11 protein-coding genes and 1 riboswitch are annotated in these 14,563 nt (G+C 69.3%); of the genes, 6 read left to right on the top strand and 5 right to left on the bottom strand.

Going from position 1 to position 14,563, the window contains the following annotated elements:
• Positions 1–180: 180 nt before the first annotated feature.
• Both ACFWUR_RS16650 and ACFWUR_RS16645 read right to left on the bottom strand, forming a co-directional pair.
• Positions 181–3,867, bottom strand: coding sequence for an AAA domain-containing protein (locus ACFWUR_RS16650; protein WP_378908009.1), 3,687 nt, complete (start codon positions 3,865–3,867; stop codon positions 181–183).
• Positions 3,868–3,997: 130 nt separating this feature from the next.
• Positions 3,998–5,800: a DEAD/DEAH box helicase gene (locus ACFWUR_RS16645; protein WP_378907762.1), complete on the bottom strand. Its 1,803-nt coding sequence runs from the start codon at positions 5,798–5,800 to the stop codon at positions 3,998–4,000.
• Between the two features lie 62 nt (positions 5,801–5,862).
• Between ACFWUR_RS16645 and ACFWUR_RS16640 the strand changes: the two genes are divergently transcribed.
• The 5 genes from ACFWUR_RS16640 (at position 5,863) to ACFWUR_RS16620 (ending at position 10,438) form a co-directional block, all read left to right on the top strand.
• Positions 5,863–6,720, top strand: coding sequence for a carbon-nitrogen hydrolase family protein (locus ACFWUR_RS16640; protein WP_378907761.1), 858 nt, complete (start codon positions 5,863–5,865; stop codon positions 6,718–6,720).
• Between the two features lie 11 nt (positions 6,721–6,731).
• Complete coding sequence (locus ACFWUR_RS16635; RefSeq protein WP_378907758.1) at positions 6,732–7,352, top strand: phosphoribosyltransferase; 621 nt, start codon at positions 6,732–6,734, stop codon at positions 7,350–7,352.
• A 22-nt stretch (positions 7,353–7,374) separates the two neighbouring features.
• Positions 7,375–7,511, top strand: a riboswitch (cobalamin riboswitch).
• 43 nt (positions 7,512–7,554) lie between these two features.
• Positions 7,555–8,595 (top strand): ABC transporter substrate-binding protein, encoded by a 1,041-nt coding sequence (locus tag ACFWUR_RS16630; protein WP_378907756.1) that lies wholly within the window; start codon positions 7,555–7,557, stop codon positions 8,593–8,595.
• Positions 8,577–9,632, top strand: a complete 1,056-nt coding sequence (locus ACFWUR_RS16625) for a FecCD family ABC transporter permease (protein WP_378907754.1) — start codon at positions 8,577–8,579, stop codon at positions 9,630–9,632. Before ACFWUR_RS16630 ends, ACFWUR_RS16625 begins: the two co-directional genes overlap by 19 nt.
• Positions 9,629–10,438, top strand: a complete 810-nt coding sequence (locus tag ACFWUR_RS16620; protein ID WP_378907751.1) for an ABC transporter ATP-binding protein — start codon at positions 9,629–9,631, stop codon at positions 10,436–10,438. Before ACFWUR_RS16625 ends, ACFWUR_RS16620 begins: the two co-directional genes overlap by 4 nt.
• A gap of 19 nt (positions 10,439–10,457) precedes the next feature.
• Here ACFWUR_RS16620 and ACFWUR_RS16615 read toward each other — a convergent pair whose 3' ends face one another.
• Both ACFWUR_RS16615 and ACFWUR_RS16610 read right to left on the bottom strand, forming a co-directional pair.
• The gene (locus tag ACFWUR_RS16615) at positions 10,458–11,636 is read right to left on the bottom strand and encodes an amino acid deaminase/aldolase (protein ID WP_378907748.1); all 1,179 of its coding nucleotides are present in this window, start codon (positions 11,634–11,636) and stop codon (positions 10,458–10,460) included.
• 47 nt (positions 11,637–11,683) lie between these two features.
• Complete coding sequence (locus ACFWUR_RS16610) at positions 11,684–12,220, bottom strand: TetR family transcriptional regulator (protein WP_378907746.1); 537 nt, start codon at positions 12,218–12,220, stop codon at positions 11,684–11,686.
• A 314-nt stretch (positions 12,221–12,534) separates the two neighbouring features.
• Between ACFWUR_RS16610 and ACFWUR_RS16605 the strand changes: the two genes are divergently transcribed.
• Entirely contained in the window at positions 12,535–13,278 is a 744-nt protein-coding gene (locus ACFWUR_RS16605; RefSeq protein ID WP_378907743.1) for a tyrosine-protein phosphatase, read from the top strand.
• A 30-nt stretch (positions 13,279–13,308) separates the two neighbouring features.
• Here ACFWUR_RS16605 and ACFWUR_RS16600 read toward each other — a convergent pair whose 3' ends face one another.
• The gene (locus ACFWUR_RS16600; protein ID WP_378907741.1) at positions 13,309–14,559 is read right to left on the bottom strand and encodes a class I adenylate-forming enzyme family protein; all 1,251 of its coding nucleotides are present in this window, start codon (positions 14,557–14,559) and stop codon (positions 13,309–13,311) included.
• Positions 14,560–14,563: the final 4 nt, after the last annotated feature.

Genomic DNA, 14,563 nt, shown 5'->3' with positions numbered 1-14,563 from the left:
ATCTTTTCCGATCGGCCCGAACCACTCGTCACCCCACTCACCGAGTAGTCCTGATGTGTCGCGATCAAGGGGCCCGCCCCGATCTGGACTGACCGGAGGGTGCGACGAAGGAGTACCCGGAGGGAGGGAAGATCGGGGCAACCAGGGGCCCCGCTCGAGCGCGCCAGCGCTCCGAAAACACTAGCCGAGCTGAAGAAACCCCACGAGATCGGCGAGTTCCTCGGCGGTATCCGGAAGATACTCGGTGAGCAGCGGCGAGCGAATAACGATGGCCTTCCACATCGCCCGGCACAGCGTGGCGTGGATGACGGTGCGCGACAACAAGGCTCGCATACCGAACGGCGCATCGGCCGGAGTCGATGTCGTCATCGACAGCAGCACGACGGCGGCCTCCCGACCACGGAATCGATCGGGTGTCCCCACGAGCACGTCTTCGATCTTGGCGCGAGCCAGCAGCGTTCGAATCCGCGCCACCTGCGCGGCATAGGGGGCGACGACGACGATGTCGTGCGGGTGCAGCTTGCGGGTTCCGCCGTCGGAGGTCCAGGTCTCGCCGAGCAGCACCCGAACCTGGCGCACCACTTCCCGCGCCTCGGCGTCGGATTCGGTGGCGCTGCCCCGGTGCTCGACGAGCACAGTGCTCACACCGGGCGCGATCCCGGCCAGATCCCGTGTCATCGTGACGGCTTCGTCCGCGCGTAGTCGACCGTCGTAGCAGCTCGCCGACACCGGTTCGCAGATCGCGGGGTGCATGCGCCAGGTGCGGTCGAGGAAGTAGCCACGTTCGACGGGCAGCGTCGTCGCACCTTCACACAGCCATTCCAAGGCCGAGACCTGCACCGGCTGTGGATGTTTCGCCTGCGCCCTGGCGGGGACAGGGTCACCGATCAGGAGCAGGTTACGTGCGCTCACCGCGACCGCGACAGTGTCGGCCAGTGAGCATTCGCCCGCGTCGGCGATCACCAGCAGGTCGAGTGCGCCGGGTGCGATCAGCCGGTCGTCGACGAAATCCGCGGTGGTGCCGCCGATCACGCACCCGTTGACGGCATTGTCGAGGAAACGCGGATACCGCGTGGCATCGATCGCCGACCACTCGGGGCCGACCGAGGCCACGTCCTTCTTCGCCACGAGTTCGGGCAGCAGGCCGGCTTCGACGACCGCGTCGAAGATCCGCTCGATCACCGCGTGCGACTGCGCCACCACGCCGATCCGCCACTTGTGACGGGTGACGAGCCGTTCGAGCGCGCGTCCGGTGATGCCGGTCTTGCCGGTGCCGGGCGGGCCGTGCACGGCCAGGTACGAGGCGTCGAGCGCACCGGCCGCGTGGGCGAGGACGGCGCCGAGGTCGTCGTGCGGTTGTGGCAGCGCCATACCGTCGCGCAGCCGCGGTGCGCGGCGCAGCAGCAGGTCGTAGACCGCGTTCTCCGGCACCCACGGCAGGCTCATCAGCAGGTCCTGGGCGGTGAACTCCAGCGCGGCCTCGAGCTCTGCCTCCCCGCCGGGCGGGCCGGGGGCGATGGCGGCGGGCAGGTCGTCATAGGGCGGGCAGCCCGCCGGGAGCAACTCCTCCAACCGGACGGTGTCGTCGAAATTCGGGTCGACGGCGCATCCGAGCACGGTGGCGGTCGCGGTGGCGCGGCGACCGAGCGTCTGGGTCATGCCCGCCGCGGCGGCACCGTCGTAGATGGTGACCATCTGCGTGCCCGGGGTGAGCGTGGCGCCCGTCCCGAGCCTGCCGGTGAGCGTGAGGTAGCGGCGCATCGTCGGAAGTTGTGGTGTGCGATGCCATTTGGTATCGACGGTGCCCCATTCGACGACGAGCACACCCGGCGCGTCGGCCCAATCGCCGACCGGGTGGCCGAGCCTGTCGATATGGGCCCACCAGCGGGGCTGGCGTTCACGACGGTGATAGCCGAGAACCGCGGCCGTCAGGGCGGCGGCGCGCGACGAATCCCCCTGCGCGTCGGCGGCGAACTCGCTCAGCGCCGCTTCCAGCGAGCCAGGATGCAGCGAAGGCGGCACATCGGATTCCGCCACGACGAACCCGGTGCCCGGCACCGCGATTCCCGCGTCGGCCGCGCGGTCGAGCAACCAGTCGCGGATTCCGAGAACCGTCGCCGCTCGACCGGGTGTGTCGGGTAACAGGGCGGCCAGCCCCGTCGCGTCGTAGGACTGTTCGCCGATCAACAGCGCGGTGCGCACGATGGGGGCGAGATCGACCAGCGCCCGATCGGCCAACAGCTCGTCGAGCAGATCGGCGCCGGTTCCGAGCCTGCCCGCCCAATCGAGCAGAGCGGTCCGAATATCGGACCCGTAGTGGTACACCCGCACATGCGGATCCGCCGACCGATGCTCGGCGATGATCTCCAGCAATTCCTCGAGCACTCCCCCGTCCTGCGACGCCGGACTGCGCGGCGGCGCATCGCCACCGGCGGGCCGTGGATCGGGCGCGGGCGCCGTCGTCGAGCCGTCGTCGTCGATGACGATGCGCTCGAAAGCGACGGTGTCGGCATCGGACGGATCGGCGCGGGGATAGCCTGCCGGATTCGCGGGTTCGACACCGGCGGGTCCGAAGACCACGGCGTTGGTGTCCGTCGAACCGACCGGCACGATGGGGCGGTAGCTGACGCTGTTCGGCTGATCCACACCGGCGACCACCGGCCGGAAGACGATGGTGGTGGCATCGGCGAGTTCGAGGCCGGTGATGACGCCGTGCCGGTCCAGGTCGATGACCAGGGCGAGGTCGCCGGGGCGGGGGGCGGGCAGGGCGCCGAGCGCGGTGGCGTCACGAAGGGTGAAGGCGGGGCGGCCGGTGCGTTCACGCACGAGCTGGATGTCGGCTTGTTTGCGCAGGGCCGTCAGCGTGCGGGGAGCGAGGCCGGGCACGGGTGTGTCGGTGGTGGCGAGGCGGTCGATCGTGAGCACACCCGCCTCCCGCAGCCTGGCCCGCTGGGTGGGGCGGATTCCCGCGACCAGCAACAGGTCTCGCGCGTTCGTCGCCGCAGCCCGGCAGCTGGGGCACCGACCGCACGCCAGGTAGCGCGGGTCGCCCCACTGGACCGGCAGCAATTCCGCCAGCTTGTCCTCGATGATCTGCTCCACCCGAGCGCGCCGCGCCGCGTACACCGGCGACAACTGCTCGGCCGACACCCGCCGCACGCCGTCGACTGTCCAGAGGTACGCCACGGCCGCCACGCCCGTCCCGGCATCGCCGAGCGCCCGCGCGACCGCCGCGAATTCGAGACGAGCGCGCAGCGATTCGCGAGCAGGGTCGACCTTGACCGTGTGCACCGACGCCGCCGCCCGCTCGAACGGTGTGCGTCCGGCGGCCAATTCGCGACGCAGCACGCGGATGTCGGCCGGGGACACCGCGGCGATCGGTCGGTCGGTCGGCTGCGGGTGATCCGAGGAATTCGCCAGCGCGGCAACCGAAATCGGCGCCACCCCGGGCACACCGACCGCCGACGGCGCGACCGCGCTGTGCACGGTGTAGTTCTGTTCGCCGACCGCGCGTACCAGCAGGTCGGCACCGCAGGCGAATCGACCGTCGAAGAACACGGCGCCGTAGACGGCCTCGGCACCGGTGCGCAGGGCGTGTGCGGTCTGCTCCGCGGCCGTGGTCAGCGCGGCGATCCTGGCAACCGCATCGCCGCCGACCACTTCGGGGGACGGGATACGGACGAGCCGGGTACCGAAGTGAGCGCTCAGTTCGGCGGACGGTTCGGCCGTGTGCACCAGCGCGGCGGTGGTGTCGGGAACCCCGGGCAGATTGCCGAGGGCGGCGTCGATGCCACGCAACACCGCGAACTCACAGTTCGCCGCGCGCGCGAGATCGCCGACGGCACCGACCACCCGATCACCGGACACGAACAAGCGCGGCCCTCCTGTGTTCACGCACACCCGACGCCCACACTGTAACCAGCGTTGCGAGAGACCAGCGCACTACCCGCGGACCGGGCGCACGCGCCTGACCTCGGGTGGTGCGCTCGAGCACGACTCAGGTGCGCGGCTTGCGCCGTTCGGTGCGCGGGCGCGCCTCGCGGTCGCGACGCGGGCCACGAGCGTTCAGCCGCTGCGCCGGTGCGCCCTGGTCGGGCGTCAGCTGGATCAGCACACCGCTGATCCTGGTGCGCCGCAACGCTTCCAGGGTCTCGTTGGGCAGATTGGCAGGCAGCTCGACGAGGCTGTAGTCGGGCCGGATGCTGATGTGACCGAAGTCGCTGCGTCGCAGGCCGCCCTCGTTGGCGATAGCGCCGACGATGGCACCGGGCACCACGCGGTGCCGCTTGCCGACGCTGATCCGGTAGGTGGCGAGTTCTTCGCCGTTCTCCCGGTTGAACGACGGCGGACGCGGGGCCCGGTCTTCGTCGTCGAAGCGGCGCGGTGCGCGCTCACGGTCGCGATCGAAATCACGCTCGCGGCGCGGAGCGGGCTCCGGCTCCGCCGACATGAAGAAGTTGTCACCGTCGTAGCCGCCGACGGCCAGTGCCGCGGCGATATCGACGAGCGGGGTGTTGTGCTCGGCCTCGTAGTCCTCGATCAGCTTGCGGAACAGCGCCACATTGTCCGAGGCCAGGTTCTCGGTGATCGAGTCGCCGAACTTGGAGGCACGCGTGGCGTTCACATCGTCGACGCTGGGCAACTGCATCTCGGTGAGCGCGCTCCTGGTCGCCCGCTCGATCGACTTGAGCAGATGACGCTCACGCGGGGCAACGAACAGCAGCGCCTCACCCGAACGGCCGGCGCGACCGGTGCGACCGATGCGGTGCACGTAGGACTCGGTGTCGTGCGGGATGTCGTAGTTGACGACATGGGAGATCCGGTCCACATCGAGGCCACGAGCCGCGACGTCGGTGGCCACCAGGATATCGATGCCGCCCGACTTCAGCTGCCCGATGGTGCGTTCACGCTGGTTCTGCGCGATGTCGCCGTTGATCGCGGCGGCGGAGAAACCACGCGAGCGCAGCTTCTCGGCCAGCTCTTCGGTGGCCTGCTTGGTGCGCACGAAAATGATCATCGCCTCGAAGGTCTCGACCTCGAGCACGCGAGTGAGGGCATCGAGCTTGCGCTGATGCGACACCTGCACATAGCGCTGGGTGATGTTGGAGCTGGTCTGAGTCGTGGACTTGACCGTGATCTCGACCGGATCGTTGAGGTACTGCTTGGAGATCTTGCGGATCACGCCCGGCATGGTGGCCGAGAACAGCGCGACCTGCTTGTCCTTGGGGGTGTCGCGCAGGATGCGCTCGACGTCTTCCTGGAAGCCCATCTTGAGCATCTCGTCGGCCTCGTCGAGCACCAGGTAGCGCAGCTGCGACAGATCCAGCGTGCCCTTCTCCAGATGGTCGATCACGCGGCCGGGGGTGCCGACGACGACGTGCGCGCCACGGCGCAGGCCCGACAGCTGTACGCCGTAGCTCTGCCCGCCGTAGATCGGCAGCACGTGCAGACCCGGGATGTGCGAGGAGTACTTGCCGAACGCCTCGGCGACCTGGATGGCGAGCTCACGAGTCGGCGCGAGCACCAGGGCGCTCGGCTTCTTCTGCGCGGTGTCCAGATTCATCAGAATCGGGATCGCGAATGCCGCGGTCTTGCCGGTGCCCGTCTGGGCCAGACCGACCACGTCGGCGCCGGAGAGCAGCGGGGGGATCGTCGCCGCCTGAATCGGGGACGGCGACTCGTAGCCCACATCGGCGATGGCCGCGAGCACGCGGTCATCGATGCCGAGATCGGCGAAAGTCGGGCCGGTGTCGTGCCTGTCGTCGTCGGCAGGAACGCTGTCGACCTCATTTGTGTTCATTGACCACCAGTTTACTGCCTGGAGGTAGCTGCCCCAACCACCAGGTGAATACGGTGAGACCTATGCAACTGCAGAACGGGTCAACACATCAGGAACTCGAGCCGGTGACGGTGGCGATTGCCGTGGTCCAATTCGCGCCCGACACCGACCCCGACACGAATTTGGCGACCCTGCGCGAACACGTGCGAATCGCCGCCGACGCGGGCGCTCGCGTGGTGGTGGCGCCCGAGTACTCGATGTTTGCCGTGACTCGCCTGGACGAACGTGTCGTCGCGATCGCGCAGCCGCTGGACGGTCCTTTCACCACCGGACTCGCCGCACTGGCCGCCGAATTCGGAGTGTTCCTGGTGGCCGGTGTGGTCGAGTTGCCCGCGCCGGGAGCCACCCGGATCAGCAATACGCTCGTCGCGCACGGTCCGGACGGCTCGCGGGTGGCGGTGTATCGGAAGGTGCATCTGTACGACGCGTTCGGGCATCGGGAATCGGATGTGGTGGCCGCCGGACCGATCGTCGCGCCCGCCGCGTTCACGGTCGACGGTGTGATCTTCGGCATGCAGACCTGTTTCGATCTGCGTTTTCCGGAGGGTTGTCGGCGTGTCGCGGCAGCGGGCGCCCATGTGTTGCTGCTCCCCGCGCAGTGGATTCCGGGAGCTGCCAAGGTCGACCAGTGGACGACCCTGCTGCGGGCCCGTGCCATCGAGAACACGGTGTATGTGGCGGCGGCCGATCAGTGCGCGCCACGTGGCGCGGGCGCGTCGATGATCGTGGATCCGGCGGGGACGGTGCTGGCCGACCTCGGCGACGAGCCGGGCGTGCTCACCGCCACCGTCGACCTCGCGCGGCTGGCCGAGGTGCGCACCGCCAACCCCAGCCTGTCGCTGCGTCGTTTCACCATTTCCGAGGCGCCCGCGCCGGAGTAGCGTTCGAGACGATGGTGTACCCGGATCGCGCGGCGGCGGGCCGCGCTCTCGGCACGGCCCTCGAGCACCTGCGGGCTACCCGCCCGCTGGTGCTCGGGCTGCCACGCGGGGGTGTGCCGGTGGCGGCGGCGGTGAGTGCGGCGATCGGCGGGGAACTCGATGTGCTGCTGGTACGCAAGCTGGGGCTGCCGTGGCAGCCGGAGCTGGCGATGGGCGCGCTCGGGGAGAGCGGACTGCTGGTCCTCAATCGGGAGGTCGTCGATCGCAGCGGGGTGAGTGCCGAGGCGTTCGACGCGGTGGAACAGGCCGAGCGGGCCGAACTCCGTCGACGCCGAGCGGTCTTGCGTGACGGCGAACCGATTCCCCTGGCCGGGCGCACGGTGGTGCTCGTCGACGACGGGATGGCGACCGGCGCGACGGTGGTGGCCGCGTGCCGGGTGGCGCGCGCGCAGCGGCCCGATCGGCTGGTGGTGGCGATGCCGGTGTCCTCGCCGGAGGCGGCCCGCCGGGTCGAACGCGAATGCGACGAACTCGTCTGCCTGTGGACCCCGATCGATCTCGGCGGCGTCGGCCTGGCCTACGACGACTTCCATCAACTCGACGACGACGAGGTCACCGCACTGCTGCGCTGACGTCGGTCACCGTTGGGGCCCGGTACGGATACAGTGTGGGCGGCCGTCGATACGGCCACGATCGGCGAGGGAACCCGGTGTGAATCCGGGGCTGACGCGCAACGGTGACGGTCTTCGACGACCGCAGCCCGAATACTCCCGATCGAGTTCGATGAATTTCTCGGCTCCGCGACTGGGCCCTGATGAAGGAGTTCGGCGCCGCATGCGCATTTCCCTCCGGCACCTCGGTGCCGTCCTCACCACCACGGCGACGCTGTTCGCCCTCGGCTGCTCGACCGAAGCCGACCCCGTCGACGGAACTCGGCCCGGCGCAATCGGTTTCCCGCTGACGCTGCAGAACTGCGGCCGGGCGGTCACCGTCGACGCCCCGCCGCGACGCGCGGTCTCGCTCAACCAGGGTTCCACCGAGATCCTGCTCTCGCTCGGCCTGGCCGACCGGATGGTCGGCACCGCCACCTGGACCGATCCGGTCCGGGCGAACCTCGCCGAGGCGAACGCGACAGTGCCTCGGCTGGCCGACAACAAGCCGTCCTTCGAGGTGGTGCTCGACACCGAACCCGACTTCGTGTCCGCGTCCTTCGGCGGCACCCTCGGTCCCGGCGGCGTCGCCGAGCGCCGGCAGTTCGACGACCTCGGTGTGCCCACCTACCTCTCGCCCACCGACTGCGACGGCAAGACCGACGAGAGCGTGAACTCCGACGGTGCGCGCACCGAGCCGCTGCGCATCGACTCGGTGTATCAGGAGATCCGCGACCTCGCGGCGATCTTCGACGTTCGCGACCGCGGCGAACAGCTCGTCACCGAACTTCAGCGGCGACTCACCGCGGCCACCGGGTCGGTGCGGGCCGCCGGGGTCTCGTTGGCGTTCTGGTTCGCCGATACCGCCACCCCGTACCTGGCGGGCTGCTGCGGGGCCTCCGGCATCATCACCGACTCCATCGGGGCGACCAATGTGTTCGCCGACACCACCGACGAATGGCCGCAGGTGAGCTGGGAGAGCGTGCTCGACCGCGATCCGCGCGCCCTCGTACTCGCCGATCTGAGCCGGCGCAAGATCGCCGGTGACGCCCTCGACAGCAAGATCGCGTTCCTCGAATCCAATCCGGTCACCCAGCGCCTCACCGCTGTGCGGGACAAGCGCTACATCGTGGTCAACGGCGCCGACCTGAACCCCTCGATTCGCACGATCGACGGCGTGGAGAAGGTCGCCGCCGCGGTGAAGCAATGGGAATGGGCACGCTGACCCAGGCCCGGCCACGCCGCGGATCCGGGGCGGCGCTGGCCGGATATCTGTTGGTCGGGTCGATCCTGCTGGTGATGTCGATCGCGATCGGTATCACCTTCGGGCCTGCGGACCTGTCGGTGCGCGATGTGTACGCGGTGGTGTTCGAGCACCTCGGGATCGGGCAGGCGCGGATCAGCCGGATCAAGGAGGGCATCGTCTGGGAGCTGCGGCTGCCGCGCACTCTGCTCGCCGCGGTGTGCGGGGCGGGGCTGGCGCTGTGCGGCACGATCATGCAGTCGCTGCTGCGCAATCCGCTCGCCGACCCGTTCGTCCTCGGCATCTCCTCAGGGGCTTCGACGGGGGCGGTGGCCGTGGTGGTGCTCGGGCTGGGCGCGGGCGCGGTCTCGCTGTCGGCCGGGGCGTTCGGCGGGGCGCTGCTCTCGTTCACGCTGGTGATGCTGCTCGCCGCGGGCACCGGTGGCGGCACCTCGCGGGTCGTGCTGGCCGGAGTGGCTGGTACCCAACTGTTCTCGGCGCTGACCTCGTTCATCGTGATCTCCTCCGCCGACGCCGAACAGACCCGCGGCGTGCTGTTCTGGTTGCTCGGTTCGCTGTCGGGCACCGACTGGACCGATGTGCTGGTGTGCGGCTCGGTCACGCTGACCGGACTCGCGGTGTGCTGGACGCAGGCGTCCGCGCTGGACGCGTTCGCCTTCGGCGAGAGTGCCGCCGCCTCGCTGGGGATCTCGGTGCGGTGGGTCAGGATCGTGCTGTTCGGCATCACCGCGCTGGTCACCGCGGTACTGGTGAGTGCCGCGGGTGCCATCGGGTTCGTCGGGCTGGTGCTGCCGCACGCGGCGCGATTGCTCGTCGGGCCGGGACATCGCCGATTGGTGCCGGTCGCCGCGCTGGCCGGGGCGATCTTCCTGGTGTGGGTCGACGCCGTGGCGCGAACCGTCTTCGCACCGGCGGAGATTCCGATCGGCGTGGTCACCGCGCTGATCGGGGTGCCCGCGTTCGCGCTGATCATGTTCCGGATGCGGGGCACTCGATGACGCTGCACGCCGAGGGCATCGGATGGACCAGGGGCGGGCAACCGGTGCTGAACGGGGTGAGTGTCAGCCCGGAGCGCGGCGAGACGATCGGGCTCCTCGGCCCCAACGGTTCGGGCAAGTCCTCGCTGCTGCGGCTGCTCGCCGGGATCGACCGGCCCGACGACGGGCGGGTACTGCTCGACAACACCGACCTGCGCGCACTGCGCCGCCGTCAGGTCGCACGTCGGGTGGCCGTGGTCGACCAGCACGCCGACACCGAGCTCGACATCACCGTGCGCGAGGTGGTCCGGCTCGGCCGGATTCCGCACGGCGGCGTCTTCGGCGGTGACGAGTCGGCGGACCGGACCTCGGTCGAGCGCGCCATGGAAGACACCGGCATCGCCGGTCACGCCGAACGCCGTTGGCACACGCTGTCGGGCGGGGAGCGCCAGCGCGCCCAGATCGCCAGGGCACTCGCGCAGGACCCCGACGAGTTGCTGCTCGACGAACCGACCAACCATCTCGACATCCAGCACCAGCTCGAGATTCTGGCCCTGGTCGCCGCACTGCCGCTGACCAGCTACATCGCGCTGCACGACCTGAACCTGGCCGCGATGTACTGCGATCGGGTGGTGGTGCTCGACCGCGGTCGGGTCGTCGCGGTCGGGACGGCCGCCGAGGTGATCACGGCCGAATTGGTGGAGCAGGTCTATCGGGTGAGGGCGACGGTTGTCGTCGATCCGGTGGTGGGGTACCCCACGGTCACCTACCGACCGAGTCGGCTTCCCAGCAGCCCGGCCACGTCAGTGGGTGCCTCGCCCCGGTGATCGGGGTTCTCGATCGACCTCAGCCGAAGCACTGACCTTCGCCGCGGTAGGTGGGAACTGTTGTGCGCGAACCGGATTCGTCGATCAAGTGGATCTCGGCGAAGCGTTCACACAGTTCGCCCGCCTTGGCGTGGCGGAACCAGACGCGGTCGCCGATCTCGAGTTCCGCGCCGCCGGCCAGAGGCGTCTGGACCTCCCCCGCGCCTTCGGAGCCGAGCAGCTTCAGACCGGCGGGCCAGACCGGGACCGGAACGCGGTTGGGGCCCGCGGGACCCGACGCGATGTAGCCGCCCGCGAAGACCGTGGCGATGGTCGGGGTCGGTTTGCGCAACACCGGGGTGGCGAAGAACAGCGCGGGGCGCGGGGTGAACGAGCGGTAGTGGTCGAACAGCGTGGGTACGTAGAGGCCGGAACCGGCGGTCACCTCGGTGACATCGGGATCGGTGATCGAGACCTCGATCGAGCCGGTGCCGCCGCTGTTGACGATCTGCAACGGCCCCGTCACCGCGCGGACCGCGTCGAGTACCCGGGTGCGCCTGCGCCCGATCTCGATGGCGGACAACCGTTTCACCACACGCACCGCCGGATTGCTGTCGGGCAGACCGGCGATCTGTGCCTCGTAGGTCATCACGCCGACCACATCGAACCCGCGTCGCAACGCCTCGGCAGCGAGTTCGTCGGCCTGCTCGGGAGTGCGCACGGGCGAACGCCGCGTCCCCAGGTGCAGCGGTCCGATGCGCAGGGCGGCGTCGACATCGAGGCAGACGCGCGGGTGAACCAGGTCGGTGCCCAGCGCGGCGCGGGTGAGTTCGAGTTGAGCGACATCGTCGATCATCAGCGTGATCGCTTCAAGCAGGGTGGGGGCGGTGGCGAGTTCGGCCAAAGCCGCACGGTCGAGCACCGGGTAGCCGAGCAGGACATCGCGGGCGCCGAGGCGGACCAGCCAGATGGCCTCACGCAGGGAGTAGGCCATGATCCCGGCGAAACCGTCGCGGGCGGTGAGACCGTCGCCGAGTACGCGCTCGAGCACGGCGCGGCAGCGCACCGATTTACTGGCCACCCGTACCGCGACGCCGTTCGCACGGCGAACCAGGTCGGCGGCGTTGCGGTCGAGCGTGGTCAGGTCGACGGCGGCCAGCGGCGGGTCGAGCTCCGCGGTCGCCGCGTGCAGATGGTGCAGCGATGTCGTCTGGGTCACTCGACTACTGAACCACCTATTTGGTCAATCGTCCAGTACGACGCGGATCAGCCTTCGACAGCCTTGAGCGTCAGACAACCGACCAGGTCGTCGATCACCACGAGGATGGTCTCGTCGTTGCCGTCGGCGAGCCAGCGCAACACCGAGCCGTGGAATACCGAGACGAGGTAGCCCGCCACCGAATCGACCGGCTCCAGCCACTGGGTACCGGACAGGCGGGCGCACATCGAGAGGAAATCGGCGGCCTCGTTGTCCATCTCCCGGAACATCGCCACGGCGGTCGGATCGCCGATGGTGTCGCCCGTGGGCGTCCATCGCTGACGCAAAGTCTCCAACGCGGCCTCGTACGCGGCAATTCGCCGGGTGGGCGCGGCTTTCACCAATGGCCAATAGGTGCTGAGCCCGGCGTGCAGCAACACCCGCAGCGCCCGAACACCGGTGGCATCCGAGCTGGCGGCGGCTTGTTCGACGGCATCGCAGACGGCGGGCCGAAGCGAAATTTCTGTTAGTTCACGACTGGCGCTCAACGACGACTCCTCGGCAACAAATATCGCTGCCCGCGGCGATGCGAGCTTGGTGGTCACCGAACTCGATCTTAGAAGATTTTCAGGATTCACGAACTGGTTCAGCCATCCTTTTCAGACTGAAAGATTGTTTTGTTATGCGAATGCGACCTTTTTCAAAACCGACCATACGGCCTCAATTTGTCGCATTCCCGGATATCCGACACCCCCGCGCCGGAATCCGCGCATCTGATCAATAGTACAAGTCTGCCCTGGTCAACCCCGCCGCGTGTGGGCGACGGCACAGTGGCACCCCACGAAACGGACGCAACACATCCGATGACGATCCGCGAACTCGGGCGCGGCGGCAGCGGAGTCGCCGATAACCTGGTCAGGTGACTCTCTCGCCTCCTGCCGACCAGTTCGCCCTCAGCGGCACCTTCAATTTCCGCGATGTGGGCGGCCTGCGTACCGCCGACGGCACCACCGTGCGCCCCGGCGTGCTGCTGCGGTCCGCCCAGTTGAGTGGCCTGGACGACCAGGGTCACGACACCCTGCGCGAATGGGGCGTCACCGATGTGCACGATCTGCGCGGCATCGTCGAGATCGACCACATCGGCCACGACACCCTGCCCGACGACGTGCGCCTGCACGTGACGCCGTTCGATTCGCGGATGGAGGAGGCGCCGCCGCACGAGGCGAAGACCGTCTCGGCGTTCGCCCACATGATCGAGGTCTACCGGGCCTTCCCGACGCTGCCCGAGGCACACACCGCGATCGCCGAGTTGGCCGGCTCGATCGTGCGCGGCGACGGCGCGGTCCTGGTGCACTGCGCGGCGGGCAAAGACCGCACCGGCTGGGCGGTGGCCACCCTGCTGCGCGCGGTCGGTGTCACCGAGGAAGACGTGTACGCCGACTTCCTCGCCAGCAACGCCGCCGTCGAGCCACTGCGCATGCTGCTGGAACCGAAGATCGGCAACGGCGACGCGCTCTCGGACGACCTCCTCGGCGTGCGCGAGGAATACCTGCGTACCGCCGACGCCAGCGTGCGCGAGATCCACGGCGACATCGAGGACTACCTCGCCGTCGTCGGCCTCACCGGCGACCTGCGCGAGGCCCTGCGTGCGCGCCTGATGTGACCGGACCGCCGCCAACGAATCCAGCGCGGATCACAGCCCACCGGCCCGGCGACCCGGGTCGGCGCGGACCAGTCCGTCGGCATCGATGCTGACGAAATCGCCGGTGTGGAACCAGCTTCCACTGAACCTGGCGGCCGAGGCGGCGGGATTGTTCCAGTAGCGGCGGCTGACATTCGGTCCGCGACACAACAATTCGCCGCGACCGGCACTGGCTCGCGGCCCGGCGAGCGCCAATTCTGTTCCGCCGAAAGCGAACCCGAGCGTCGCGTCGGAGTGGGCGAGGTCGGTGTCGTCGACCACCAGGCCGATGCCGCTGGTCTCGGTGGCACCCCAGACCGACCATTGCCTGGCCGCGGGGAACAGCTCACGCAGCGCGGCGGTGAGAGTGGCGGGAGCCGCGGCGGCGGCGCGTTCGGAGCGATGACAGGCCTTGCTGATCCGGCGCACACCGTCGCCGGAGCGGCGGGCCACGAGTTCGGGGACCAGCCCCGCGAAGATCCGCGGGGTGGCCGAGACGGTGTCGATCCGCTCGCTCACCAGGACGTCGGCGAGTCGGCGGGCACCCGGTGCGAGGACGACCGTGCCGCCCACGGCGAAGGTGGGCAACAACTGGTCGACGCAACCGCTGGCGTGGGCCAGCGGCAGCAGCACCAGATTGCGCAACCCGTCGGCAGGCAGCCCCAGCGCGCCGACCACCGACGACACCGCCGAGAGCAAATTCTCGTTGGTCAGTTCCACCCCCGCGGGCATGGACTGCCGCGCGGCGGTGCCGGTATAGCAGAGCAGAGCCGGATCAGCCAGTGCCGCACCGTCATCGATATAGGCGGTGCTGTCGGGCAGCGGCCCGTCGGGGCCGAGTACGAAATCGGCGCTACTGTCGGCGATCACCCGGTCGGCGACCGCGGCGGGCAAGGCGTCGGGCACCAGGACCGGCACCGCGCCGCAGAGCAGCGCGCCGAGAAACGCCTGCACCCACCGCGCGCTGGTCGGCATGTGCACCGCGACCCGATCGCCGTAGCCGATACCGTGGTCCTGCAGGCCGCCCGCGATCCGCGAGGCGCTGTGCCAGAGTTCGCGATAGGTCAGGCGTGGGCCGCCGACCTCGACGACAGCCTCGCGGTTGGTGAAGGAGTGCACCCGCAGATCGAGCAGTTCGGTGAGGGCCGGACTGAGGTCGCCGTAACGCAGCACGCCGTCGGAGCCCCGCCGCAGCTGCGTTGCCGCACTGGTGGCGGGGAACTCGAAGACGGCCTCGCCCGGTTCGTGCTCGCCATGACCCATCCGG

It is taken from the genome of Nocardia sp. NPDC058633 (assembly GCF_042717045.1).
Classification (GTDB): Bacteria; Actinomycetota; Actinomycetes; order Mycobacteriales; family Mycobacteriaceae; genus Nocardia.
Note: the sequence above shows the minus strand (reverse complement) of the source record. Positions and strands in the feature narration are given on the sequence as shown.

Coding starts and splice junctions, on each gene's coding strand:
- ACFWUR_RS16600 (WP_378907741.1), bottom strand. CDS start 14,559: ATGGGTCATGGCGAGCACGAACCGGGCGAGGCCGTCTTCGAGTTCCCC.
- ACFWUR_RS16640 (WP_378907761.1), top strand. CDS start 5,863: ATGCAACTGCAGAACGGGTCAACACATCAGGAACTCGAGCCGGTGACG.
- ACFWUR_RS16620 (WP_378907751.1), top strand. CDS start 9,629: ATGACGCTGCACGCCGAGGGCATCGGATGGACCAGGGGCGGGCAACCG.
- ACFWUR_RS16630 (WP_378907756.1), top strand. CDS start 7,555: ATGCGCATTTCCCTCCGGCACCTCGGTGCCGTCCTCACCACCACGGCG.
- ACFWUR_RS16635 (WP_378907758.1), top strand. CDS start 6,732: ATGGTGTACCCGGATCGCGCGGCGGCGGGCCGCGCTCTCGGCACGGCC.
- ACFWUR_RS16645 (WP_378907762.1), bottom strand. CDS start 5,800: ATGAACACAAATGAGGTCGACAGCGTTCCTGCCGACGACGACAGGCAC.
- ACFWUR_RS16625 (WP_378907754.1), top strand. CDS start 8,577: ATGGGAATGGGCACGCTGACCCAGGCCCGGCCACGCCGCGGATCCGGG.